Origin of the sequence: Pseudomonas sp. PB101 (assembly GCF_009764265.1) — a bacterium.
Lineage (GTDB): Bacteria > Pseudomonadota > Gammaproteobacteria > Pseudomonadales > Pseudomonadaceae > Aquipseudomonas.
In genome coordinates, this window is record NZ_RWIR01000035.1 from 113768 (window position 1) to 137273 (window position 23506).

Sequence of the window (23506 nt, forward strand, 5' to 3'; positions counted from 1 at the left end):
ATGAACTACCAACAACCGACCCAACTGCAAGCCGTGGTCCTGGACTGGGCCGGCACCGTCGTCGACTTCGGTTCCTTCGCCCCCACGCAGATTTTCGTCGAGGCGTTTGCCGAGTTCGGCGTCGCCGTTTCGCTGGAAGAAGCGCGGGGCCCGATGGGCATGGGCAAGTGGGATCACATCCGCACCCTGTGCAACCAACCGCAGATCGCCGAACGCTATCGGGCAGTGTTCGATCGACTGCCGACCGACGACGATGTCACCGCCCTCTACGAGCGCTTCATGCCCCTGCAGATCGAGAAAATCGCCCTGCACTCGGCGCTGATTCCGGGCGCGCTGAACACCATCGACGCCTTGCGCGACAAGGGCCTGAAGATCGGCTCCTGCTCCGGTTACCCGGCGGTGGTCATGGAAAAAGTGGTCGAGCTGGCGCGGCACAATGGCTATGTCGCCGACCATGTGGTCGCCACCGATGAAGTGCCCAACGGCCGCCCCTACCCGGCCCAGGCCTTGGCTAACGTGATTGCCCTGGGCATCAGCGACGTCGCCGCCTGCGTCAAGGTCGACGACACCTGGCCCGGCATTCTAGAAGGCCGCGCCGCCGGGATGTGGACAGTGGCGCTGACCTGCTCCGGCAATGCGTTGGGCTTGACCTACGAGCAATACAAGGCCCTGCCCTCTGACAGGCTGGACAGCGAGCGGGCGCGCATCGTCAAGATGTTCGAGGGCTCCCGCCCGCACTACCTGATCGACACCATCGTCGATCTGCCGGCGGTCATCGAAGACATCAATGCCCGCCTGGCGCGGGGTGAAACACCGCAAGGTTCCTGAGCCGTCAAGCGGCCGTCCCGCGGGCGGCCGCCATCACTTGAAAAAATCGCTCGGCGTCTTGCCGAACTGCTTCTTGAACATGGTGGTGAACGCGCTCGGGCTGTCGTAGCCCAGCTCCCCGGCGATGTCGATGATCTTCTCCCCCACGGCGATGCGTTCCAGCGCCAACAGCAGTCGCGCTTGCTGGCGCCATTGGCCGAAGGTCATGCCGGTTTCCTTGCGGAAACGACGCTGGATGGTTTTGGCGTCCAGGCTCAGCCGATCGCTCCAGTCCGCCAGGGTCGAGCCATCCCCGGGATCACGCTGCAACGCGCTACAGATCAGGTTGATCCGTGGATCGGCGGGCTGCGGCAGGTTCAACGGCAAGGTCGGCAGGATCGTCAGCTCATCCAGGATCAGCCGCAGCACCCGGGCCTCCCGTGAGTTCGGTTGTTCGCCGAAGTCGAAATCAACCGAGACTTTGATCAGCTCACTCAGGAGTGCAGAAACGCTCACGGCCCGAGGTTCGGCGGGCAGTCCGATGCTCGCGTCAGGGTGCACGAACACACTGCGCATCTTGATCGGCCCCACGCAGCGAATCGAGTGCACTTGCCCACTCGGCATCCAGATGCCACGGCTCGGCGGTACGGTCCATTGGCTGCTCGCGGCATGCACCACCATCACCCCTTCGATGGCATAGATCAGTTGATGCTTCTCGTGGGAGTGCGGCTGGATAAACCAGTTTTCCGGGTAATCGGTCGCGCTGCTGCGAACGTCCCAGTCGCCCTGGTCGATGTCCGCGAGAAATTTATCCAGTGGTTTGATCATGACGCCCTTTTTGCGATGGTCGATGCCCGATCTGCGCGAGACGGGCGATTTCAAGGCCCCTAGGATAACGCCGAACCCTGAAATTGACTGCTTCGCAGTTCGCGTTTATCCGGAAGAACGCCCATGTCGACCACCACCCTCAGCTCCCCCTCACCCACCGCCTCGGTTGCAAGCCAGGCCAGCCCGCTGGTCATGCGCGTCATCGGCGCCTGCGCCCTGGCGCACCTGATCAACGACCTGATCCAGGCCGTGCTGCCGTCGATCTACCCGATGCTCAAGACCACCTATGGCCTGAGCTTCACCCAGGTCGGCCTGATCACCCTGACCTTCCAGCTCACCGCTTCGCTGCTGCAACCCTGGATCGGTTTCTACACCGACCGTCATCCCAAACCGTGGCTGTTGCCGGCCGGCATGGTCTGCACCCTGATCGGCATTCTGATGCTGTCGATGGTCGGCAGCTTCCCGGCGATTCTCGTGGCCTCGGCGCTGGTGGGCGTCGGTTCGTCGACCTTCCACCCGGAGACCTCGCGGGTGGCGCGCCTGGCCTCGGGCGGTCGCTATGGCCTGGCGCAGTCGACCTTTCAGGTCGGTGGCAATGCCGGCAGCGCCTTCGGCCCCTTGCTGGCCGCCGCGATCATCATTCCCTACGGCCAGGGCAACGTGGCCTGGTTCGGCCTGTTCGCGGTGTTCGCCATCCTCGTGCAATACGGCCTGAGCCGCTGGTACCGCAATCACCTGAACCTGTTCAAGCTCAAGCAAGGCAGCAAGGCCACCCACGGCCTGTCCAAGCGGCGAGTGACCTTCGCCCTGGTGGTGCTGGCGTTGCTGGTGTTCTCCAAGTACTTCTACATGGCCAGTTTCACCAGCTACTTCACCTTCTACCTGATCGAGAAATTCGACCTGTCGGTGGCCAGCTCGCAGCTGTACCTGTTCCTGTTTCTCGGAGCCGTCGCGGCAGGCACCTTCTTTGGTGGCCCGATCGGCGACCGGATCGGCCGCAAGCAAGTGATCTGGTTTTCCATCCTCGGCGCTGCGCCCTTCACCCTCGCCCTGCCCTACGTCGACCTGTTCTGGACGGGCGTGCTGAGCATGATCATCGGTTTCATCCTCGCCTCGGCGTTCTCGGCCATCGTGGTCTTCGCCCAGGAACTGGTGCCCGGCAACGTCGGCATGATAGCCGGAGTATTCTTCGGCCTGATGTTTGGTTTCGGCGGGATCGGTGCGGCGCTGCTGGGGCACCTGGCGGATATTCATGGCATCGAGTACGTGTACACGTTGTGTTCGTACCTGCCGTTGCTGGGAGTTTTGACGATCCTGTTGCCTTCGACCCGGAGTGCTCGCTGAAGGATTCAGCCGATCATTTTTGCTACCCGCCCTGTAGCACTCGGTAACACCCGGCCCTGTTGCGGTGCGTCTTTTCCACGGCGCACCGCCACCTGCCCCGCTCCACACGGGCAAAATCGCCATGGCGTACTTTGTGCATCCCAAGGCCATCCTCTTCTGCCTGTAGTCGCCATGCGCCCCAAGGAACTGAAACTCTGGACCACCGGAGTCGCCCACCTGCTCGACCTGCCTGCCGGGCATGCGCGGCTGTCGGGGTTGAGCCACTGGCTCCGGCAAATCTGCCCGGTCGATCATTTCGTGTTGTTTGTCTACGAAGGCAATCACCGACCACTGGCGATGTTCGATACCTTCTCGGCGGACAAGCGCGCGGTGTATGTCGACGACTATCAGTGCGGGCCCTACCTGCTCGACCCGTTCTACCTGGCCTGCACCCGCGGGCAGGCGCCGGGGTTGTGGCGACTGCGCCAGTTCGCCCCCGACCACTTCTACCTCGGCGAGTACTTCCTGACCTATTACCAGCAGACCGGCCTCGCCGAGGAAGTGGCGTTCTTCGTCGACCTCGGCGGTGGTGCCACGGCGGTGTTGTCGTTGATGCGCTCGAGCGCCAGCTGTGCGTTCAGTCGGGATGAAATGCAATTGGTCGAGTGTGCTCAAGCAGTGGTCGAGCAGGTCATCAATGAGGCCTGGCGCTTGCGTCAGGCTCAGCAACCGCGACCGGCGCAGGACCTGGACTTCAAGATCCGCGAAGCCTTCGACCACTTCGGCGCGCACATCCTCACCGGGCGTGAGCAGGAGATCGTGCAACTGTTGCTGCGCGGCCACTCCAGCGCCTCGGTGGCCGAACAGCTGAACATCAGCCCGGGGACGGTGAAGATTCACCGCAAGAATATTTATGCGAAGTTGGGGATTGGCAGCCAGTCGGAGTTGCTGGGGTTGTTTATTCGGGAGTTGACGGAGGATCCGTTGCAGGTGCCGGGGCTCAAGCTGCAGGCCTGATTCCTGTCGGTAAGCAAAATCCTGTGGGAGCGGGCTTGCCCGCGATAGCGGCAGCACATTCAACATTGATGTGTCTGACATACCGCCATCGCGGGCAAGCCCGCTCCCACAGGTCTATCGGTGTTCTGAAGATTGTGTTCAGGGCGGATCAAGCTGATCCAGCGCCCGATTCACTGCCAACTCCCCCAGCATGATCACCTGCGCGATGCCCAGCAGCGCGTTGCGACTCGACCCTTCCAAATGATCCACCAGATCGGTCGCCATGACATTGGCCGAGGCCAGCGATTCGCAGGCGTGCACCAGCAAGGTTTCGAGATTGAGGTCGGGATTGACGATGAACATCGTGCCCGGCTTGCGGGGCGTCGCCATGATGTGGGGGCCAGGGTTGAGATCGAGGCTTTCGTACGGGGATGCCGGATCGGAGTCCGGCGGATTGGGTGTGACTTTGAACATAGCGAAACTCCTTGTACCGTCAAAAGGAGCCATCACTCTCACGCTACCAAACGTTGGGTGGTGGCCATACGCAGGTTGGTAGACCGGGTACAAGGAGACCGGCGCGCCCGAAGGCGCCCTGTGCATGGCCACCATAAAGCAGAGCAGAAAAACGCTGCTGACAGTGACGCATTGCACCTTGTTACACCGGGCTACCAAACCCGATCACTGAAGTTTTCCAGCAACCGGCAAACGATAAAACCCAGCCCCAAGGCGCACAAGCCGGCGGATTCTGGCGTACCTGTAGGCAACGACGCAAGCTGGTGTAGCTTGCGGGAAGTAACGCTGACAGCGATTAAACATACGTGTCTCAGCCTTGAATTTACGTGGCTTGCCCACGTTGAAATTCCTAGGACCGCAGAGGAAATATCTGACGTATTTTTAAGGTTGGCGGCCGGAAGCTTGAGGTTTAACTTGGCCGCGCTGATCAGGGATAGCAATTTCTCGCCTGATGCGGGCGTTCTTTCAGGCATTCAGGGTGAAACGATTACATGCGCGAGACAAGGGTCGAGAAAGGCAATTACCCGATTGGCGACATTTGGCGCTATGATCGCGTCAAATGTCGCATAGAGGTAAACGGTATGCCCGCCGTCAAAAATGAAGTCGTAGGGACAGAGACAAAGCGTGTCACACGCAAGCCTACTGAAGTGCTGCTACATGGCCGTAGTGGCGATACACGCATGTTGATCATCCGATACACGCAAGAAGGCTTTGACCTGAGTGACGTCAGGGACATGATTTCCATATCCGGCCTGTACATGGAGCACGACCTTGTTCAGCGCATTACCGGGAAATCCCTGAGGACGGTGCAGCGCCTGGCAAAGGAGACCCAGCCGGTTCGGCTGAACCAGCAGCAAAGCACTGTCGCCTTTCAGTACGCACAGGTACTCGAACACGCCATCAATGTGTTTGGCGATCAGCAGTTGGCTGAGGACTGGCTGAAGAAACCCTGCAAGTACCTGGAGGGTCATATTCCGCTGGAACTGATCGACAACTCGCTGGGTTTCCAGGTGGTAGAGGACTACCTGACCCGCATTGAACACGGGGTTTATCAATGAATCCTTTGCCTTGGGATGGGAAGTGGCACGCTTGGCGTCTGGACCGTGCGGTTTTCAAGGACACATGGGATAGCGGCATTGGTGCGCAACAATCCGGCGGCCGATGGAATCCTCCTGGCCGCCGGGTCATTTACGCTTCGGCCGACCCGGCTACGGCGATTTTAGAGGTCGCCACCCACGCAGGCTTCGATACTCTCGACAGGGTGCCTTATGTGCTGACGTGTTTCGAAGTTCTGGATTCGAATGTCATCAAGGTTGTTCAGCCCGAAGACGTGCCGAACCCCAACTGGCTCATTCCATCTGAACTCTCGCCCAATCAACAGCATTTTGCTGATGAGCTACTGGCGCAACATCCATTCGTGCTTATTCCGTCTGCAGTTACGCGCCACTCCTGGAACCTGCTGGTTAGCTGTGATTTGGCCGCGGATCAATTCAAGCTTGTTTCGCAGGAGCGTTTTGGACTGGATACCCGTTTGCTGAAATGAACTCGAATGTCGACTTGGCCTACCAGTACTAAAATGCAGCATTCGCGTGTGATCTCTACACCTCACCGCCTACCGAACGTTTGAACCATTCCCCTCCTATCCCCCAAGGGATATATACACCGCAAAACCCCCATTGCTAGTTTGGCCCCCGACGCACTGATTCATCACTGCAAGGGAGCCCGACTCGTGAACAACACCCCGCCAAGCGATATCGAATTCTGCAATGTGGTCAAACGCTATGGCGAGGTGCAGGCCGTCAGTGGTCTGGATTTTGCGGTGCGGCGTGGCTCGTTTCATTCCTTTCTCGGTGGTTCGGGCTGTGGCAAGACCACCACCCTGCGCATGATCGCCGGCTTCGAACAGCCCACCAGCGGCGAGGTGCGTCTGGCCGGTAAAAACGTGGCCGGCGTGCCGGCGTTCGAGCGGCCGGTGAACATGGTGTTCCAGCATTACGCGTTGTTCCCGCATTTGACCGTGGCGCAGAACATTGCCTATGGCCTGCGCTATCGCACCCCTCGCCCGGACAAGAAACAGCAACTGCGCATGGCTGATGAGGCGCTGGAGATGGTGCGCCTGAGCGGCTTCGGCCAGCGCAAGCCGAGCGAGCTTTCCGGCGGCCAGCAACAGCGTGTCGCCCTCGCCCGCGCCCTGGTCAACAAGCCGACGGTGTTGCTGCTCGACGAGCCGTTGGCCGCGCTGGACCGCAAGCTGCGCAAGGAAATGCAATCGGAATTGCTGCGTTTGCAACGCGAGGTCGGCATCACCTTCGTGCTGGTCACCCACGACCAGGAAGAAGCCCTGTCGATGAGCGACAGCATCAGCGTGATGCACAACGGGTCGATCATCCAGACCGCCACTCCGGAACAACTCTACGAAGCTCCGGCCAGTCGCTACGTCGCTGACTTCATCGGCGAGTCCAACCTGTTCGACGGCACCGTGCGCCAGCTCAACGGCAACTCGGTGGTGCTGCGTACCGAGCAGGGGCTGGAGCTGACCAGCCCGCTCACCCCCACCGGCAAGGGCCTGAGCGCCAACGCCGCCGGTTGCATCGCGGTACGCCCGGAGCTGATCAGCATCGCCGGCGCCAACGCCGAGTTGAGCCGCGAAGTGAAGCTGCCGGGCTGCGTCGAAGACCGCATCTACCTGGGCAATTCCACCGAGTACCGCGTGCGCACCCAGGCCTTCGGCGTGGTCTGCGTGCGGGTGCCGCGCCAGCAGGATCACGGCGCCAATGCATTCGAACACGGCGCGCCAGTGCGCGTCGGCTGGGATCACGCCAATGGCCTGGCCATGGCGTTGTAAATCATTGATTCGTTTCATCAACCGGATGTGGAGCGTGCTATGGACCAGAAGACTTTTATAAAAACCCTGCGCAGCTGGCAGAACGGCTCGATCAGTCGCCGCGAGTTCCTTGGTCGCACCGGCCTTGGGATCGCCGCCGCCGTGGTCGCGACAAACATGCCCGGCCTGCTGACCTCCAGCGCCGAGGCTGCCGAGCAGACCAAGCTGGGTGATCGTCTGTCGCTGGCGACCTGGCCGAACTACCACAGCCAGGAAAACCTCGACGCCTTCGGCAAGTCCACCGGCGCCCGGGTGTCGATGAGCGTGTTCGGTTCCAATGAAGAAATGCTCGCCAAATTGCAGGCCGGCGGCAGTGGCTGGGACGTGCTGGTGCCAACCAACTACACCATCAGCACCTACGTCGGCCTGGGCCTGATCGAGCCGCTGGACCTGTCGCGTATTCCCAACTTCGACGACTCGGCGTTCCAGCAGAAGTTCATGGCCCAGGGCACGGTGGACGGCAAGGTCTACGCGGTGCCGAAAAACTGGGGCACCACCGGCATGCTCTACGACAGCGGCAAACTGAAAAACGGCCCGACCAGCTGGAAGGAATTCTGGGCCGCCGCCCAAGGCCCGGCCAGCGGCCGGACGATGGTCCACGACTACCAGTTGACCGCCATCGGCAACGCCCTGAAAAGCTTCGGCTACAGCTTCAACTCCCTGGACCCGAAAGAATTGGCCGACGCGGAAAAACTGCTGATCGAGGTCAAGCCGCACCTGTTCGCGATCAACTCCGACATCCAGCCGTCGATGCGCAGCGGCGATGCCTGGCTGGCGATGTCGTGGACCGGCGACGCCTCGCAACTGCACCGTGACAACGCGCAAATGCAGTTCGAGCTGGGCAAGGAAGGTGGCGAGCTGTGGAGCGACTTTTTCGCGATTCCGAAAAGCTCGGAGCACAAGGACGCCGCCTACGCCTTCATCAACTACCTGCTCGACCCGCAGCACAACAAGCTGGAAGTGTTGAGCCATGGCTACCCGAGCGGCGACAAGCGTGTCGACGCGCTGCTGCCGGTGGCGATGCTCGACGACCCGATCATGTACCCCGCCGCCGAGGCCCTGAGCCCGCTGGAGTTCGGGGCCGCCGCGACGCTGACCAGCCCCGCGCGCGCCGAACTGATGGCGCGTTTCAAGTCCGCCTGATCGCCTGACCATGGCCAATGAGGAGTCACCCATGAATGCCGCCGCCCACCCGCAAACGGTGCAGCCGGGCCATGCCCTGGCGGTCGAGGTTCGCCAGCGGCGCAGCCTCGGCCGACGCATCACCCTGCTGATGCTCTTGCCTTCGACCCTGTGGTTCCTGCTGCTGTTGTTAATGCCGCTGGTGATCATCATGGTCTTCAGTTTCGGCGAGCGCAGCGCCGTGGGCGGTTACGCCGGTGGCTTCACGTTGGCCAACTACCTGAACCTCGGTTCGCGTGGCGCGGCATTCAGCAACACGCTGATGCTGGCGCCGCTGGGCACCCTGGTGTGCCTGGTGGCGGCGTATCCGCTGGCGTACTTTCTTGCGGTCAAGGTCACGAGGAACCGCTCGCTGTTGCTGACCCTGGTGATCGTGCCGTTCTGGACCAGTTTCCTGATCCGCACCTATGCGTGGATTTTCATCCTCAGCGGCAAAGGCATTCCGGCGCTGCTGGCCAGTCTGGGCCTTGAGGATGTGCGGTTGATCAACACGCCGTGGGCGGTGCTGATCGGCATCGTCTACGGCTACCTGCCGCTGATGGTGTTCCCGATCTACGTCAGCCTGGAAAAACTCGACAAGCGCCTGCTCGAAGCTTCGGCGGACCTGGGTGCCAGTGCCTTCGAAAGCTTCCGCCGGATCACCCTGCCGCTGTCCGCGCCGGGGATCATCACCGGGGTGATGCTGGTGTTCATCCTGCTGATGGGCGAGTTCCTGATCCCGGCCATTCTCGGCGGCGGCAAGGTGTTTTTTGTCGGTAACGCGCTGGTCGACCTGTTCCTGCAATCGCGCAACTGGCCGTTCGGCAGTGCGCTGGCCATGACGCTGGTGGCGATGATGCTGCTGATTATCGGCGTGTATTTGAAACTGGTGGCGCGCTACGGCGGCCGCCCTGCCGACGGAGGCCTGTGACATGTGGTTGCGCAGCTATTCGACTTCGCTGTACCTGTTTCTCTACGCGCCGATTGCCTTGATCGTGCTGTTCAGCTTCAACGCCGGGCGCAGTGGCCTGGCGTTCCAGTGCTGCTCGGTGCAATGGTTCGGCACCGCGTTCGGCAACCCGTTCATCATGGAAGCCCTGGGCAACAGTGCGCTGATTGCTTTCAGTTCGGCGGTGATTGCCACGCTGTTCGGCACCCTCGCGGTGTTCGGCTTGCAGCGCTGCGGCAGCAAGGTGCGCATGCTGTTCGATGCGCTGACCTACTGCGCGATCATCGTGCCGGGCATCGTCATCGGCATCTCGACACTGATCGCCTTCATCAGCCTGTTCGACCTGATCAACCCGCTGCTGGCGAGCTGGTTGCCGACGGTGCCGAAGTTGAACATGGGCTTCTTCACCGTGATCGCCGCGCACTCGTTGTTCACCATGGCGCTGGTGATGGTGATCGTGCGCAGCCGCGTCGACTCGCTGGACAAGGCCTTGCTGGAAGCCTCGGCGGACCTCTACGCGCCACCGATGGACACCTTCTGGCGGGTGACCCTGCCGCAGATCAGCCCGGCGATCATGGCCGGGTTCCTGCTGGCGTTCACCTTCAGCTTCGACGATTTCATCATCGCGTTTTTCGTCGCAGGTTCTGAAACGACGCTGCCGATCTACATCTTTTCGTCGATCCGCCGTGGCGTGACGCCGGAGATCAACGCGATTTCCACGGTGATCATCTGCGTATCGCTGGCCCTGCTGTTCACTTCCCGCCATCTGCAAAACCGCCGTACCGGCGTCCAGGAGTCGCACCATGCGTGATCAGCTCTACATCAACGGCGAATGGGTCAGCCCGGACCTTGGCGGCTATCTGGACGTGATCGACCCGGCCACCGAACAGGTCTTCCACCGCGTGGCGGCTGGCACTGAAGAAGACGTCGACCATGCCGTGCGCGCGGCCCGGCGGGCCTTCGACAATGGCTGGGGCCAGACCAGCGGCGCCGAGCGCGCGCAGTGGCTGGAGGCGCTCGCCGATGAACTGGAAAGTGGCCAGCAGGCGCTGGCGGAACTGGAAGTGCGCGACAACGGCAAGCCCTTGCCCGAAGCGCAGTGGGACATTGGCGATGCGATTGGTTGCTTTCGTTACTACGCCGGTTTGGCCCGTGATCTGGACCAGCAGCAGGATCAGCCACTGGCCTTGCCGGACGCGCGTTTTCGCTGCCGCATCCGCCACGAACCGATTGGCGTGGCCGGGCAGATCATTCCCTGGAACTACCCGCTGCTGATGGCCGCGTGGAAGGTCGCCCCAGCCTTGGCCGCAGGTGCCACGGTGGTGTTGAAACCGTCCGAACTGACGCCACTGACCGCCCTGGAACTGGCCGCCGCCGCCGACCGTATCGGCTTGCCCGCCGGGGTGTTGAACCTGATCACCGGCCTCGGCGCCGACGCCGGCAGCCCGCTCACCGAGCATCCGGGAGTGGACAAACTGGCCTTCACCGGCAGCGTGCCCACCGGGGCGAAAATCATGTCGGCGGCGGCGCGGGACATCAAGAACATCAGCCTGGAACTGGGGGGCAAGTCAGCGTTCATCGTGTTCGACGACGCCGATGTCGACGCCGCTGTGGAGTGGATTCTGTTCGGGATTTTCTGGAACCAGGGCCAGGTGTGCAGCGCCACCTCGCGCCTGCTGGTGCAGGAAACCATCGCCCCGCGCCTGATCGAACGGCTGGTGGAAGAAACCCGCAAGATCAGCATCGGCCCGGGTATGCAGCCCGGGGTTCTGCTCGGCCCGCTGGTCAGCCAGGGCCAGTACGAAAAGGTGCTCGGTTTCATTGACCAGGGCCTGGCCAGCGGTGCCCGCTTGCTCACCGGCGGACGGCGGCCAGCACACTTGCGCGAAGGTTATTTCGTCGAGCCGGCGATCTTCGACGAGCCCGGCCACAGCAGCATTCTGTGGCGCGAGGAAGTCTTCGGCCCGGTGCTGTGCATCAAGCGCTTCAAGACCGAAGAACAAGCGGTGCAAATGGCCAACGCCAGCCGCTTCGGCCTGGCCGCCGCCGTGATGAGCGCCGACCTGCAACGCACCGCCCGGGTCGCCAACCAGCTGCGCGCCGGGATCGTCTGGGTCAACTGCTCGCAACCGACCTTCGTCGAAGCGCCCTGGGGTGGCATGAAACACAGCGGCATCGGCCGGGAGCTGGGGCAATGGGGGCTGCACAATTATCTTGAGGTCAAGCAGGTGACCGAGTACGTCAGTGACCAGCCTTGGGGGTGGTACTTGAAGTAAAGGCCTGTCTGGCAGACCGTGGTGCCTGCATCGCCAGCAAGCCGGCTCCTACAGTAATCGGCATCTGACACAAACTCTATGTTCACTGAAGATCCACTGTGAGAGAGGCCGGAATCAATTTCTGCGTGCGATGAAGATCCCTGTGGGAGCTGGCTTGCCAGCGATGAGGCCATCACATCCAAAATAAATGGCGCCTGACCCACCGCATTCGCCGGCAAGCCGGCTCCTACAGGTCCGGTGGCAGGCTTGTGGCAATGGGCTCACAACCGGTAGTTTGAACGGCCTGCCCTTCAAGACACGCCGGAGTTGATCAATGCGCATCGCCTTGCTGTCCGACATGCACCTGTCCGTCAACGCGATCCCTTTTCCCGCCGTGGAGGCCGATATCGTCGTGCTCGCCGGGGACATCGCCCGGCCGGCCAAGGCCATCGAGTGGGCCAGAGCCTGCCCGGTTCCGCTGTTGTACGTGGCGGGCAATCACGAGTTCTATGGCAGTGACCTGGTCTCCACCTACGAACAGTTGAACAGCCTGGCGCAAGGCACCCGGATCCACGTTCTGGAACGTTCGGAATACACCCACGATGGCGTGCGTTTCCTCGGCTGCACCTTGTGGTCCGACTATCGCCTGCTCGACAACCCGGAGGATCGGACGCTGGGCATCGATCTGGCGACCCAACTGATCCGTGACTTCAGCCACATCAAGATCGCCCCGGATTTTCCCGACCTGTTCACCCCGGCCATTTCCCAGATGATTTTTCTGCAGACGATCGTCTGGCTGGAAGACTGCTTCACCCGCGACAGCAGCACGCCCACGGTGGTGGTCTCTCACTTCGCCCCGACACGGTCGAGTATCAGCCCGACCTTTTCCGGTTCGCCGATCAACTCAAGCTTCGTCTCGGACCTCGAAGCGCGGATCAAGGACTGGCAGCCGGCGCTGTGGCTGCACGGCCATACTCATGGCAGTTTCGATTATCGGGTGGGCAACACCCGTGTGATCTGCAACCCCCGGGGATATGCCAAGAATGGCATCAATGAAAATCCTGATTTCGATGAGTCCTTCGTCATCGATCTGGATTTCTGAGGTAACTCTCGGGTCAACAGCACCGCGTATTGCACTTGCCCCGGCCAAAACGCGCCTCCTGGCGCTCGCGGAAAAACATCTCATAGCTCATGACAGGCTCGCCCGGACGGTTTCGGGCCATCTGTGCCACGTAGTTGTCGTACTCGGGAACGCCGACCATCAATCGGGCGCTCTGGCTGAACAATCTGACGAACTGCTGCAATTTACGGAACATGGCGGATCTCTCTGTGCGCGTGGGACCTGGCCCATGAAACCGCGCCCATGTATCTGCAATGTGTCCGGATCCGGCGCCTTTGTATGTTCAAGTAGCCAGGCTCGCGCCCGATGCAACGCCGGCAACCCGCTACACTTTCCTCGCTCCGCCGCGGCACCCGAGCGGCCATGACCCCTGACTTCTGATCTGGAGGTATCCCATGAGCGACAGCAGCGAACTCACTACATTTACCGGCTGGGCCGCCACGGCAGCCGGCGCGCCACTGGAACCCTACAGCTACGATCCCGGTCCGCTGGGCAACGATGAAGTGGAAGTCGCCGTGGAATATTGCGGCGTCTGCCACTCCGACCAGTCGCTGATCGACAACGATTGGGGCATCAGCCAGTACCCGTTCATCCCCGGCCACGAAGTGGTCGGCCGTATCGTGCGCGCAGGTGCCCAGGTGCGCGGTCTGGAAATCGGGCAACGGGTGGGCATCGGTTGGTACAAGGACAGTTGCATGCATTGCACGTCGTGCATCGAAGGTTCGCATAACCTGTGCAGCACGGTGCAACCGACCATCATCGGCAGCAACGGCGGCTTTGCCGACCGCATCCGCTCTCACTGGGCCTGGGCCCTGCCGATTCCGGCCGGACTCGACCCGGCGATGGCCGGGCCGTTGTTCTGTGCCGGCTCGACCGTGTTCAACCCGCTGGTGGAATTCGGCATCAAGCCCACCGACCGGGTCGGCGTGGTGGGCATCGGCGGCCTCGGTCACCTGGCGCTGCGCTTCCTCAATGCCTGGGGCTGCGACGTCACGGCGTTTACCTCATCGCTGAGCAAGCAGGACGAAGCCAGGCGCCTGGGTGCGCACAAAGTGGTCGCCTCGACCGACAGTGATGCGCTCAAGGCGATTGCCGGTACCCTGGATTTCCTGCTGATCACCGCCAACGCCAACCTCGACTGGACCGCCATGCTCGCCACCCTGCGCGGCAAGGGGCGCCTGCACTTTGTCGGCATCGTGCCCGACGCCATACCGGTGCACGTGTTCAACCTGATCCCCCAGCAAAAGGTCATGTCCGCCTCACCGGTCGGCTCACCGGCCAACACGGCGATGATGCTGGAATTCTGCGCCCGCCATCAGATCCTGCCGCAGGTCGAGATGTTTCCCATGAGCCGGATCAACGAAGCCGTCGATCACTTGCGCAGCGGCAAGGCGCGCTACCGAGTGGTGCTGGATGCCAGTCAGTGACAGGTGACGATGCGGCGGCGCATTTGAATCCATCGCCAGCAAGCCGGCTCCTACAGGTATTGCACGGTCCCTTGTAGGAGCGAGCCTGCTCGCGATGGACGTTAACGATAACGCGTGCAACCTGGATAAACGCGGCGCACTTGAATCCATCGCCAGCAAGCCGGCTCCTACGGATTGGCTGCCTGCGCAGGCGCCACTGGCATGTGCGGGTCATTCCAGGTGAATCGATAGGCCTTGCTGGACTCTTGCGGCAGGCATTTGCCATTGTCGGCATCCGCGCCCACGATCGACCATTTCGCCCGGGCGTTTTCCCCCAGTTCACGGGCCGCTTCGGGTTTGAAGCACTGGTTCAGCACCTCATCCGGCACCAGCGCATAGGCCTTGGGATGTTCGCGCAGATACAGGGCGGCTTTTTCGATGGTTGAATAGTCCATGCCGAAATGCACGATCGGCTGACGGGCGAACAACCAGTGCCCCTCTTCCCAATTGACCAGCACCAGATCGGCGCCTCGGGTCATGCTCGCAGCCTGGGTCATGAGCACCTGATCAACGTTGCTGCCGTCCCTGAGCGGTTCGATGAATCCACGGGCGAACCACAACGCGAACCAGGTCGCCAGCAGTGCCGGGAATACCCGACGCAAACGCGGATGCCGTTTGAACCAGCGCTTGAGCAGCCACGGGATCAACGGTGCGGCGACCAGCACCAGCCCGGGCAGCGCCGGGTAGATGTACAACTTGCGCTTGCCCGTGCTGATACAGAAAAACAGCACCACCAGCGCCACCCAACCGAGCAATACCAGGACCCGGCCGTCGCGCTTTTGCAACTGACGGCGCCAGGCCGGCACCAGCCATGGCAACACCAGCACCAACGGCAGCCAGTACTGCGGAATCACCTTGGTGAAGAAATACCAGAACGGTTCGCGATGATGCCACGCCGCGGCGTAGCGGCCGGCGGTCTGGCGCAGGAGGATCTCCCGCGCGTAGGCAATTTCATCGGCGCTGCCATTGAAGAAAATGGACAAGGCCAGGGGCAACAGCCAGATCGCGATGGCACCCAGCAACACTGCCAACCCCAGCAACCACTTGCGCGCCTCGCCGGGCATGGCCACCACGCCAGGCCAGCCTTTGCGCACGGCATAGGCATACGGGATCAGCATCAGCGCCGGCAGGAAACCCACGCCCTTGGTGATCACGCCAATGCCCATGGCCGCGCAGCCCATGTAAAACCAGCGCCACGCCGGGCCCAGCAGCAGGTGGCGCGCCAGACCGTACAGGCCCAGGGAGGTGAACAGAATCAACAGGCTGTCGATCTGCCCGGTGCGCAGGATGCTGTAGGTCTGGTACGTCGCCAGGTACAGCAGCGCAGCGTTGCGCCCGGTACGTTGGGTCCACAGGCGACGGCCCAGGTCATAGACCATCGCCGTGACCGTCACCGCCGAAAACAGTCCCGGGATATAAAGCGCGATGTTCGGCTTGCCGGTCAGCCAGGTGAAAAACGCCACTGTCCACATGAAAATCGGCGGCTTGTCGCCGTAGATCTCGGCGGCCCGGTGCGGGATCAGCCACGAGCCGTTTTGCAGCATCTCCAGGGCGACGCCGAGGAAGCGCTCTTCGTCCACGTTCTGCGCCTGACGCAACCCCAGCCCCGCGCCGATCAACAACAGGGCAAGCAGCATCAGCCCCAGGCACTCGACCCGGGGCGACAAGGATCTATGCATGGTTCATTCCTTCACGCTGCGGCTTTTGGCAATCAATTGCAGGTTGCGAAAATAGACGATGGAGCCAAAGGCCTGTCCGGCGATGAACACCGGATCCTGACGGTAGATGGCGTAGGCCAGCAGCAAGGAGCTGCCGACGATGCTCAGGTACCAGAAGCTGGTCGGGATCACGCTGCGCTTTTTGTACTCGCTGTACAGCCATTGCAGGACAAAGCGCCCGGTAAAGGCGATCTGGCCGGCAAAACCGACCACCAGCCACAGGGTTTCACGGGTCAGCATCATCCTTCGAGCTCCTGGGCAATGGTGTTCAGCCGCGTGCGCTTGATCAGCCACCAGACACCGATCAGGTCAAGAATGCCGACCAGCGCGCGGTCGAGGTTGCCGTATTTCGACACCCCGGCCGTGCGCGGCCGGTGGTTGACCGGGTGCACGATCATGCGCCCGTTGTGACGCTGGATCAGCGCCGGAATGAAGCGATGCATGTGGTCGAAGTACGGCAGGCGCAGGAACGCCGCGCGCTCGATCAGCTTCAGGCCGCAACCGGTGTCCGGGGTGGCGTCCTTGAGCAGGCGCCGGCGCAGGTTGTTGGCGAAACGCGAGGCGTAGCGTTTGCTCGCGGTGTCACGACGATTGACCCGGTGCCCGGCGACCAGTTGCACGTCGACCTTGCCCGGTTCGCCACGCACCAGCGCGAGCATGCCGGGGATGTCCGCCGGGTCGTTCTGGCCGTCGCCATCGAGGGTCGCCAGCCATTGCCCACGGGCCTCCCGGGCCGCGTGATAGAGCGAGGTGCTCTGCCCCAGCGAACGCTCATGGTGGAGGATGCGCAAGGTGTCCAGCCCATCGTGGCGGATCTGCCGCAGTTCATGCAGGGTCGCATCGGTGCTGCCATCGTCGACCACGATGATTTCGTAGGATTCAGCGGCCAGCGCCACACGGATTTCCTCAAGCAATGGCTTGAGGTTGTTCGCTTCGTTCTTCGCGGGAATCAGTACGGATACAAAAATGTCTTGGCTCATGGAGTCTCTCTCGCCTTTTTGTGATTTTTTCGAGATCAGAGGCGAACGCTTCAAATCCGGTAGAACTGCCGATACCACTGCACAAATTCTCTTACGCCGGTTTCCAGCGTCACCTGCGGGCTGAAACCCACCCACTCGGCCAGTGCCGAGACATCGGCCCAGGTCTTGACCACATCGCCGGCCTGCATCGGCAGGTAGTTGCGCCGGGCCTGCTGATCCAGCGCCGACTCCAGGCACTCGACGAAATCCAGCAACGCCACCGGCATGCCACGCCCGATGTTGAACAGCCGGTTGACCCCGGTAGCCGTGCCTTGCGGCACTGCAGGTTTTGGGCGCAACCGGGCGATGGCTTCGACAATGTCGTCGACATAAGTGAAGTCCCGCGACATCCGGCCCTGGTTGTAGATGTCGATGGGCAGGCCCTTGAGGATGGCGTCGGTAAACTTGAACAGCGCCATGTCCGGGCGACCCCACGGGCCATAGACGGTAAAAAAGCGCAGGCCGCTGGCTTTCAGGCCATACAAATGGCAGTAACTTTCGGCCAGCAATTCATTGGCGCGCTTGCTCGCGGCATAGAGCGAAACGGGATGATCGACAGGGTCCTCGACACTGAACGGCATCTTGCTGTTGGTGCCGTACACCGAACTGCTCGAGGCGTAGATCAGGTGCCCGGGACGATGGTGCCGGCAGGCTTCCAGCACATTGAGGAAACCCACCAGGTTCGATTGCGCATAAATATCCGGGTTGTCCAGCGAGTAACGCACCCCGGCCTGGGCGGCCAGGTGTATCACCTCGGTAAAACCGTAGTCCTGAAACAGGCTCATCAATGCCGGTTTGTCGACGATGTCCATTTTCCGGAAGCGAAAACCCGGCAATGCCTCCAGCACCTTGAGGCGTGCGTGCTTGAGTTCCACGTCGTAGTAGTCATTGAGGTTGTCGATACCGACGACGTCCTGCCCCTCGCGACACAGGCGCCGGACCGTATGAAAACCAATGAAGCCGGCCGCACCGGTGACCAGGACGGTCATTCGTTGCGCGCCGGCGACTGCGCCGTGATCGGCGCGAGATGAGTGATCCAGACCAGCTTCATGTGCAGTTCCTGCTTATGGCGTCATTGCACGCACGGTTGCGTCATGAAGCTTATAAAACAGGAACATTTCAGTTTGGATAACGCCGTACTCGACCGCTGCAAAAAACCTATCTGGCCGATCCGGCATGGGGCTTGTAAAACCGGAACAGACCGATATCCACGGTCCTGATGTATTCCTTGGCCCAAGCCGGCTTGACCGTACGATCATGGAAATACAAGGCACCCTGGGTGCGATCCGGCAGTTCCTTGTTCAGGGCCTTGCGCGCGATTTCCTTGGCCATCGCGTAAGGCACTTCTTCCTGGACCGAGTCGGATTTGCCGTCACACCACCAGGAGAACTGGCAACTCTTGCTCTCCGAACCCTGCTTGACCACTTTGCACACCGTATCCGGAAAGCCCTCGTGGCCCAGGCGATTCATCACCACGTTGGCCACCGCCTCCATGTCGGCGGAGTCCTTGCCCTTGGCTTCCCAGTAGATCGACCGGGCCAGGCACGTGATCGCATCGTCCAGCGGCGCGGCACCCGCCGGGTCAACGGCCTGGACTTCGGACTGGGTAATGGCATCGGCCTTGGGAGTCGTTGCGGAGCCTTTATTCTCGGCGGCCTTCTGTTCCAGCACCTCGGCCTTGTTCTCGGCCGACGCCTGTTTTTGCTCTTGATCCGAAGCGAAAACCGGGCCGGCAAGCAACGTGAGTGCAAGGCAGGTGGCGATCCAGTGGAGGCGCATGATCGATCTCACTCGGTGAGCGGTTCGATTCAGTGTAGTAGTGAAATGATTGCACCCGCCCCACTACACTTTGGATAAATCCGTTGTCTTACACGGGGCAACTTCGCGCATGATGGGCGCAATCTGCTCAAGGGGGATTTTCATGGGTTACATCTCATCCGCAATGCGTTTGGCCGGTTTGTCACTGGGCCTGGTATTCGCCGCCAACGCCATGGCGGCCGACGAAGCGCAATTGATCGAATCGATCAACGTCTACCGCAGCCAACTGCAGCGCTGTGCCGGCCAGGTCTCATCGGAGTTGCCGCCGCTGTCGGCCGACCCGCGCCTGGTGCTGTCCGCCCCGAGCATCGGCAACCTGCAACAGGCCATGGCCACTGCCGGTTATCCGATGAAAAACGTGCAGGCCATCAGCCTGTCCGGGCCCCGCGATGCTGCCTCGGCGATGAAGGCGATTCAGGAGAGTTTTTGCCAGATCGTCCTCGACCCGCAATTCGTCGATGTCGGCGTCAGCCGCCAGGACCGTGAATGGCGCATCGTGGTCGCACGGCCGTTGTTGAGCGCACGCCTGGGTGACGCGCAGGCCGAAGGCCAGAAGCTGCTCACCGAACTCAACGCAGCCCGCACCCGGCCACGCCAGTGCGGCGCGCAATCCTTTGCCGCCGCACCACCGCTGGCCTGGAACGCCACGCTGGCCAGCGCCGCCGAAGGCAACTCGCGCTCCATGGCCAACAACAACTATTTCGACCACAAGGACCGCGACGGCCGCACCCCGGGCGACCGCGCGGAACTGGCCGGCTACAACTTCCAGCAGATCGGCGAAAACATCGCCGCCGGTCAAGACACCGCGCACAAGGTGGTAGAAGGCTGGCTGACCAGCCCCGGCCATTGCGCCAATCTGATGAACCCGCAGTTCCGCGAACTGGGCGCAGCGTATGCGACCGATCCGAAGAGCGATGCGGGGATTTATTGGACGGCGATGTTTGGGGCGCAGTGAGAGCCATAGCCCCCGAAGCGATGGCATTGGGGGTTGTTTTTGGTCAACGAACACGTCGAAGAGCGGAATAGCTTTGTAAAAAGAAAGATCCTTCTGAAGGAAATTTCTGAAATATGAAAAACCACACATGAAGTCTTGAAATTTCAAAGCTCAATAAATATACCTACCCCTTACGACACCATTTCGAATAACGATTTCGACTTCAAAGCAAGGGTCCTATGAAAAACGCAATATCACCTACAAGAACTGAAAACTTTTCTGACTGGTATCAACAAGTGATCATCCAGTCGGAAATGGCTGAGAACTCTCCAGTTCGAGGTTGCATGGTTATCCGTCCTTGGGGGTATGGCATATGGGAGCAGATTCAACGAGAACTTGATAAGAAAATCAAAGACACAGGACATTCAAACGCCTATTTTCCACTGTTGATTCCGTTATCCTTTCTTCAAAAAGAAGCCGAGCATGTTGAAGGCTTTGCCAAAGAGTGCGCAGTGGTAACCCATCACCGTCTCGAAAAGTCGACGGATGGAACGCTTGTTCCCGCAGGAACACTAGAAGAACCGTTGATCATCAGGCCCACCAGTGAAACGGTCATCGGTGCATCCTTTTCACGATGGGTACAAAGCTATCGGGATCTGCCTTTGCTTATCAATCAATGGGCGAACGTACTGCGCTGGGAAATGCGTCCCCGGATTTTCCTGCGCTCATCGGAGTTCCTATGGCAGGAAGGTCACACCGTTCACGCAACTCATGATGAGGCCCTGGACGAAACGCTGAAGATGTTGGATATCTACGAGCGTTTTACGACCGAGCACCTGGCCATACCTGTAATCAAGGGCGAAAAGTGCTCCTGGGAACGATTTCCAGGTGCCGTCAGCACCTACACCATTGAAGCGATGATGCAAGACGGCAAGGCCCTGCAAGCAGGTACTTCTCATTTTTTAGGCCAGAACTTCGCACAGAGTTCAGACATCCGCTTTGTGAACAAAGAGGGGATAAAAGAACTGGCATGGACTACGTCCTGGGGAGTATCCACGCGACTGATTGGCGCGATGATAATGGCCCATGGTGACGATGATGGACTAGTGCTCCCGCCCCTCGTGGCACCGACGCAGGTCGTCATTATCCCGATCGTGCGCAACGAACAAGATGCAGATGCCATTCATGACTACTGCAAAAAATTGCAAAAACAGATTTGCCGGAAAAAACTGAAGGGGCAAAACCTTCGGGCCAGCGTTGATTGGCGGGACATGAACAGTGGCGAAAAAAAGTGGTACCACATCAAGCGTGGCGTCCCTGTCCGGATCGAGATTGGCATAAAGGAACTGGAGCAAAATGTGGTGTCCTATTCCTGTCGAAACAACTGCAAAACCCTTCTGAAACTTGACACTGAAGATTTTTTTAATGACATCTCGAAAACACTGGCCACCCTTCAAAAAGACATGTTAGTGGTGGCACAGAAGAAATTGTCCGATAACACCAAAACGGTCACTACTCTGGACGAATTCAAAAAACACTTCATACAGAACGCAAAACTTAACGCCTTTGTTCTCGCCCCCTTCAGCGAGGACAAGAAAGTTGAAAAAGCTATCGGAGAGCTTGGAGTAACCGTTCGCTGTATTCCGCTAAAACAACCTGGTATTTCTGCAACCTGTTTATTCACCGGCCGTAAAACGAACACGTGGGCACTTTATGCAAAGTCATATTGATCCCTGATCACATACAGCCCCGCTATTGCGGTGCTGTATTGTTTCCAGAGAAGCCAACTTTCCGCCTGCGTTGTAAAAAATCACACCGCCTACAATCAACAATACAAAAAGATACAACAAAAAATACAAGGGACTTAAGTCAACAAGGATATAACCGCAAACCACCGGCGTGGATGCCGCTCCCAGATAGGTCAGGTTTTGAGAACTGTAGTACGCCCCTGCCATTCGGGCAGGAGCAATACGTGTAATGTATAGAAACTCAAGAGGCTGAATGATGATCTCCCCCACCGTAAACAAGGCAGTGAAGACAGCCCAGGTAAATACCGTGCTGGAGAATGCAAATCCCAACAGCCCGCCGGCGAAGGCCAAGATACACCCGCACGTCCAAAGCCTAAAGCGTTCAGCCGTTACTTTGCGACCGATCAGGTACTGCAACAGGATTGATGTCAGCGCGTTGGTGACGAATACCACATTTATGATTTCGTACATTTGCTCGATGGAGTACGTGGTGAGCAAGTATTGGCCTACATAAAGATGAAACTGCCCGAATACGCCGGCCAAAAGGACACTGGCCACTGTGAACTTCAGCAGCTTGCGATCCTTGGCCATGTTCACCAGAGGGCCAAGTACTCCTTCGCCGTTATCGCGTGGTTGTTCGCGCTCCTCTGTATCGGCGAAAGGACGAAACGCCGCCAAGGCAAATACAATCGCGGCGGTGCTGCAAAATAACATTGGCGAAACGCCTTGTTTGTTCAACCAGAGGCCGGCCAATGGCCCTAATGCATACGCAGTATTAGTAAGGGTGTATTTAATTGAGAGCACGGACGCGGTTTTCGCTGAGTGAAACCAACGAGCGATACACATGCGTATGGCCGTTTCGAGTGACAGGTACGCCAGGTTGAGTACCAGGCACAGTATGAATACGAGCACCAGCGAATCGGACCACAACAGGCCGGCGTACACCGCAGATTGGAGGACCGATGAACTGAGCATCAAAGTTCTGATGCTCATTCTGTCGAGCAACGCGCCGAACACCAGACTTCCAACAGAACTCAGGAGGATGAACCCTCCTACAAAGAGGCCGATCCGATCCACCGACAGCGCAAACCGCTCACTCAGGAAAATCAGGAAATAAGAAAGAAATGCAGCCCGCGCCAACGTAGGGAAAAATGATAACGGCACCACCCACGCGGCTCCGTGCATTAGCCGACTCACGTTCAACCGTTCAAAGGCGTCCATAGACCACTCGCGTTTTATAGATCATGGAGACAACATCGTTTTGCCGATATTGCTGATGCAGAGCGTTCAAGGCGCGACTGGCCGAATCATATTCTGGTGCTCCGACATGCATGGCATAGGAACAAGACATGGTTCTTTCGAGCAGTCCAGATGCGCTCAACTGCTGGCTATTGACGAACGTGCGCTCCTCATACGAACCATCAAAAAACCGGCGGAGACGATCTTCCAGGCACTGATCAATTTGTAACGTTTCCTCATAACGTTCGAACTGGTTCAGCAGCAGTTGCTCGTAATCGCGGTGAAATCCGTCGCAATCGGGACTACGAATATTCCAGACTAGAAATACCGGGTTTTCTGTAGCCAGTACACGTCTGAACTCAGCCTGGGTCTTACCCGGATCAAACCAGTGGAAAGACTGTCCACATACCACGGCCGACACGGAGCCGGAGGCAAATCCTGTTTGCTCGGCGGTGGCATTTCGAAAACTTGCATTGGGCGCCTCGGTACCCGCTCGGGCCTTCGCGAGCATCTGCACATCAGGTTCCACGCCAACAACTGGCATGCCGGTCTGCGCCAGTTGCCGGGTAAGTATTCCGGTACCCGCACCGACGTCCAGCACCGGTAAGCCCGAGGACAAATCGAGCTGATTGTGGATGAACTCGATTGCCGGCAGCGGATAGGACGGTCTAGCGCTGTCATAAATAGCGGATTTGTTGTGGTAGCTCTCAGCCAGTGAACAGACCATA

At 59.8% G+C, this 23506-nt stretch carries 24 protein-coding genes; 14 read left to right on the forward strand and 10 right to left on the reverse strand.

Features of this window, described 5'->3' with window-relative positions; translation table 11 throughout:
• On the forward strand, nt 1-828 hold the full coding sequence (gene phnX, locus EI969_RS11275) for a phosphonoacetaldehyde hydrolase (protein ID WP_007980567.1): 828 nt from the start codon (nt 1-3) through the stop codon (nt 826-828).
• Nucleotides 829-861: 33 nt separating this feature from the next.
• On the opposite strand, the gene EI969_RS11280 is transcribed toward phnX, so the two are convergent.
• Entirely contained in the window at nt 862-1635 is a 774-nt protein-coding gene (locus EI969_RS11280) for a helix-turn-helix domain-containing protein (protein ID WP_160387867.1), read from the reverse strand.
• A 123-nt stretch (nt 1636-1758) separates the two neighbouring features.
• On the opposite strand from EI969_RS11280, the gene EI969_RS11285 reads away from it, so the two are divergent.
• A complete protein-coding gene (locus tag EI969_RS11285; protein ID WP_160387868.1) occupies nt 1759-2979 on the forward strand; it encodes an MFS transporter in 1221 nt (406 codons plus the stop codon).
• A gap of 171 nt (nt 2980-3150) precedes the next feature.
• Nucleotides 3151-3975: a response regulator transcription factor gene (locus EI969_RS11290; RefSeq protein WP_160387869.1), complete on the forward strand. Its 825-nt coding sequence runs from the start codon at nt 3151-3153 to the stop codon at nt 3973-3975.
• A 138-nt stretch (nt 3976-4113) separates the two neighbouring features.
• On the opposite strand, the gene EI969_RS11295 is transcribed toward EI969_RS11290, so the two are convergent.
• Nucleotides 4114-4428: a DUF6124 family protein gene (locus EI969_RS11295; protein WP_160387870.1), complete on the reverse strand. Its 315-nt coding sequence runs from the start codon at nt 4426-4428 to the stop codon at nt 4114-4116.
• Nucleotides 4429-5048: 620 nt separating this feature from the next.
• Here EI969_RS11295 and EI969_RS11300 point away from each other — a divergent pair.
• From EI969_RS11300 to EI969_RS11335, 8 genes are all read left to right on the forward strand, one after another.
• Nucleotides 5049-5525 (forward strand): antitoxin Xre/MbcA/ParS toxin-binding domain-containing protein, encoded by a 477-nt coding sequence (locus EI969_RS11300; protein WP_103393764.1) that lies wholly within the window; start codon nt 5049-5051, stop codon nt 5523-5525.
• Nucleotides 5522-6010 (forward strand): RES family NAD+ phosphorylase, encoded by a 489-nt coding sequence (locus EI969_RS11305; RefSeq protein WP_160387871.1) that lies wholly within the window; start codon nt 5522-5524, stop codon nt 6008-6010. Before EI969_RS11300 ends, EI969_RS11305 begins: the two co-directional genes overlap by 4 nt.
• Nucleotides 6011-6196: 186 nt before the next feature.
• The gene (locus EI969_RS11310; RefSeq protein ID WP_160387872.1) at nt 6197-7312 is read left to right on the forward strand and encodes an ABC transporter ATP-binding protein; all 1116 of its coding nucleotides are present in this window, start codon (nt 6197-6199) and stop codon (nt 7310-7312) included.
• Nucleotides 7313-7351: 39 nt separating this feature from the next.
• Entirely contained in the window at nt 7352-8494 is a 1143-nt protein-coding gene (locus EI969_RS11315) for a PotD/PotF family extracellular solute-binding protein (RefSeq protein WP_160387873.1), read from the forward strand.
• Nucleotides 8495-8525: 31 nt separating this feature from the next.
• A complete protein-coding gene (locus EI969_RS11320; protein WP_160387874.1) occupies nt 8526-9443 on the forward strand; it encodes an ABC transporter permease in 918 nt (305 codons plus the stop codon).
• A 1-nt stretch (nt 9444) separates the two neighbouring features.
• Nucleotides 9445-10272 carry an ABC transporter permease gene (locus EI969_RS11325; RefSeq protein WP_110659223.1) on the forward strand — a complete coding sequence of 276 codons (828 nt, stop codon included), beginning with the start codon at nt 9445-9447 and terminating at the stop codon, nt 10270-10272.
• A complete protein-coding gene (locus tag EI969_RS11330) occupies nt 10265-11737 on the forward strand; it encodes an aldehyde dehydrogenase family protein (RefSeq protein ID WP_160387875.1) in 1473 nt (490 codons plus the stop codon). Before EI969_RS11325 ends, EI969_RS11330 begins: the two co-directional genes overlap by 8 nt.
• A gap of 313 nt (nt 11738-12050) precedes the next feature.
• Complete coding sequence (locus EI969_RS11335) at nt 12051-12818, forward strand: metallophosphoesterase (protein ID WP_160387876.1); 768 nt, start codon at nt 12051-12053, stop codon at nt 12816-12818.
• Nucleotides 12819-12831: 13 nt separating this feature from the next.
• Here EI969_RS11335 and EI969_RS11340 read toward each other — a convergent pair whose 3' ends face one another.
• A complete protein-coding gene (locus EI969_RS11340) occupies nt 12832-13032 on the reverse strand; it encodes a YbdD/YjiX family protein (protein WP_008001923.1) in 201 nt (66 codons plus the stop codon).
• 199 nt (nt 13033-13231) lie between these two features.
• On the opposite strand from EI969_RS11340, the gene EI969_RS11345 reads away from it, so the two are divergent.
• On the forward strand, nt 13232-14263 hold the full coding sequence (locus tag EI969_RS11345; protein ID WP_160387877.1) for an NAD(P)-dependent alcohol dehydrogenase: 1032 nt from the start codon (nt 13232-13234) through the stop codon (nt 14261-14263).
• A 167-nt stretch (nt 14264-14430) separates the two neighbouring features.
• Here EI969_RS11345 and EI969_RS11350 read toward each other — a convergent pair whose 3' ends face one another.
• The 5 genes from EI969_RS11350 to EI969_RS11370 all read right to left on the reverse strand — a co-directional run bounded on the left by EI969_RS11350 (nt 14431) and on the right by EI969_RS11370 (nt 18818).
• Nucleotides 14431-15981, reverse strand: a complete 1551-nt coding sequence (locus EI969_RS11350; protein ID WP_160387878.1) for a glycosyltransferase family 39 protein — start codon at nt 15979-15981, stop codon at nt 14431-14433.
• A gap of 3 nt (nt 15982-15984) precedes the next feature.
• The gene (locus tag EI969_RS11355; protein ID WP_007976061.1) at nt 15985-16263 is read right to left on the reverse strand and encodes a lipid-A-disaccharide synthase N-terminal domain-containing protein; all 279 of its coding nucleotides are present in this window, start codon (nt 16261-16263) and stop codon (nt 15985-15987) included.
• Nucleotides 16260-17000: a glycosyltransferase family 2 protein gene (locus tag EI969_RS11360; RefSeq protein WP_160387879.1), complete on the reverse strand. Its 741-nt coding sequence runs from the start codon at nt 16998-17000 to the stop codon at nt 16260-16262. Before EI969_RS11360 ends, EI969_RS11355 begins: the two co-directional genes overlap by 4 nt.
• Before the next feature lie 50 nt (nt 17001-17050).
• The gene (locus EI969_RS11365) at nt 17051-18028 is read right to left on the reverse strand and encodes an NAD-dependent epimerase (protein WP_160387880.1); all 978 of its coding nucleotides are present in this window, start codon (nt 18026-18028) and stop codon (nt 17051-17053) included.
• Between the two features lie 169 nt (nt 18029-18197).
• A complete protein-coding gene (locus EI969_RS11370) occupies nt 18198-18818 on the reverse strand; it encodes a cell wall hydrolase (RefSeq protein WP_160387881.1) in 621 nt (206 codons plus the stop codon).
• 142 nt (nt 18819-18960) lie between these two features.
• Between EI969_RS11370 and EI969_RS11375 the strand changes: the two genes are divergently transcribed.
• Nucleotides 18961-19812 carry a CAP domain-containing protein gene (locus EI969_RS11375; protein WP_160387882.1) on the forward strand — a complete coding sequence of 284 codons (852 nt, stop codon included), beginning with the start codon at nt 18961-18963 and terminating at the stop codon, nt 19810-19812.
• Nucleotides 19813-20030: 218 nt separating this feature from the next.
• Nucleotides 20031-21521, forward strand: coding sequence for a proline--tRNA ligase (proS, locus tag EI969_RS11380; RefSeq protein WP_160387883.1), 1491 nt, complete (start codon nt 20031-20033; stop codon nt 21519-21521).
• On the opposite strand, the gene EI969_RS11385 is transcribed toward proS, so the two are convergent.
• Together EI969_RS11385 and EI969_RS11390 are read right to left on the reverse strand one after the other, a co-directional pair.
• On the reverse strand, nt 21513-22760 hold the full coding sequence (locus EI969_RS11385; protein ID WP_160387884.1) for an MFS transporter: 1248 nt from the start codon (nt 22758-22760) through the stop codon (nt 21513-21515). The genes proS and EI969_RS11385 overlap by 9 nt on opposite strands.
• Nucleotides 22747-23505, reverse strand: a complete 759-nt coding sequence (locus tag EI969_RS11390) for a class I SAM-dependent methyltransferase (RefSeq protein ID WP_160387885.1) — start codon at nt 23503-23505, stop codon at nt 22747-22749. The genes EI969_RS11385 and EI969_RS11390 overlap by 14 nt, the downstream gene beginning before the upstream one ends.
• Nucleotide 23506 lies beyond the last annotated feature (1 nt).

Bases quoted from the DNA above. Each gene is read 5' to 3' on its own strand.
- phnX (WP_007980567.1), top strand. From the start codon at position 1: ATGAACTACCAACAACCGACCCAACTGCAAGCCGTGGTCCTGGACTGG.
- EI969_RS11320 (WP_160387874.1), top strand. From the start codon at position 8,526: ATGAATGCCGCCGCCCACCCGCAAACGGTGCAGCCGGGCCATGCCCTG.
- EI969_RS11355 (WP_007976061.1), bottom strand. From the start codon at position 16,263: ATGATGCTGACCCGTGAAACCCTGTGGCTGGTGGTCGGTTTTGCCGGC.
- EI969_RS11345 (WP_160387877.1), top strand. From the start codon at position 13,232: ATGAGCGACAGCAGCGAACTCACTACATTTACCGGCTGGGCCGCCACG.
- proS (WP_160387883.1), top strand. From the start codon at position 20,031: ATGAAAAACGCAATATCACCTACAAGAACTGAAAACTTTTCTGACTGG.
- EI969_RS11295 (WP_160387870.1), bottom strand. From the start codon at position 4,428: ATGTTCAAAGTCACACCCAATCCGCCGGACTCCGATCCGGCATCCCCG.
- EI969_RS11365 (WP_160387880.1), bottom strand. From the start codon at position 18,028: ATGACCGTCCTGGTCACCGGTGCGGCCGGCTTCATTGGTTTTCATACG.
- EI969_RS11315 (WP_160387873.1), top strand. From the start codon at position 7,352: ATGGACCAGAAGACTTTTATAAAAACCCTGCGCAGCTGGCAGAACGGC.
- EI969_RS11340 (WP_008001923.1), bottom strand. From the start codon at position 13,032: ATGTTCCGTAAATTGCAGCAGTTCGTCAGATTGTTCAGCCAGAGCGCC.
- EI969_RS11350 (WP_160387878.1), bottom strand. From the start codon at position 15,981: ATGCATAGATCCTTGTCGCCCCGGGTCGAGTGCCTGGGGCTGATGCTG.
- EI969_RS11290 (WP_160387869.1), top strand. From the start codon at position 3,151: ATGCGCCCCAAGGAACTGAAACTCTGGACCACCGGAGTCGCCCACCTG.
- EI969_RS11385 (WP_160387884.1), bottom strand. From the start codon at position 22,760: ATGGACGCCTTTGAACGGTTGAACGTGAGTCGGCTAATGCACGGAGCC.
- EI969_RS11305 (WP_160387871.1), top strand. From the start codon at position 5,522: ATGAATCCTTTGCCTTGGGATGGGAAGTGGCACGCTTGGCGTCTGGAC.
- EI969_RS11360 (WP_160387879.1), bottom strand. From the start codon at position 17,000: ATGAGCCAAGACATTTTTGTATCCGTACTGATTCCCGCGAAGAACGAA.
- EI969_RS11285 (WP_160387868.1), top strand. From the start codon at position 1,759: ATGTCGACCACCACCCTCAGCTCCCCCTCACCCACCGCCTCGGTTGCA.
- EI969_RS11335 (WP_160387876.1), top strand. From the start codon at position 12,051: ATGCGCATCGCCTTGCTGTCCGACATGCACCTGTCCGTCAACGCGATC.
- EI969_RS11390 (WP_160387885.1), bottom strand. From the start codon at position 23,505: ATGGTCTGTTCACTGGCTGAGAGCTACCACAACAAATCCGCTATTTAT.
- EI969_RS11330 (WP_160387875.1), top strand. From the start codon at position 10,265: ATGCGTGATCAGCTCTACATCAACGGCGAATGGGTCAGCCCGGACCTT.
- EI969_RS11325 (WP_110659223.1), top strand. From the start codon at position 9,445: ATGTGGTTGCGCAGCTATTCGACTTCGCTGTACCTGTTTCTCTACGCG.
- EI969_RS11370 (WP_160387881.1), bottom strand. From the start codon at position 18,818: ATGCGCCTCCACTGGATCGCCACCTGCCTTGCACTCACGTTGCTTGCC.
- EI969_RS11300 (WP_103393764.1), top strand. From the start codon at position 5,049: ATGCCCGCCGTCAAAAATGAAGTCGTAGGGACAGAGACAAAGCGTGTC.
- EI969_RS11280 (WP_160387867.1), bottom strand. From the start codon at position 1,635: ATGATCAAACCACTGGATAAATTTCTCGCGGACATCGACCAGGGCGAC.
- EI969_RS11375 (WP_160387882.1), top strand. From the start codon at position 18,961: ATGGGTTACATCTCATCCGCAATGCGTTTGGCCGGTTTGTCACTGGGC.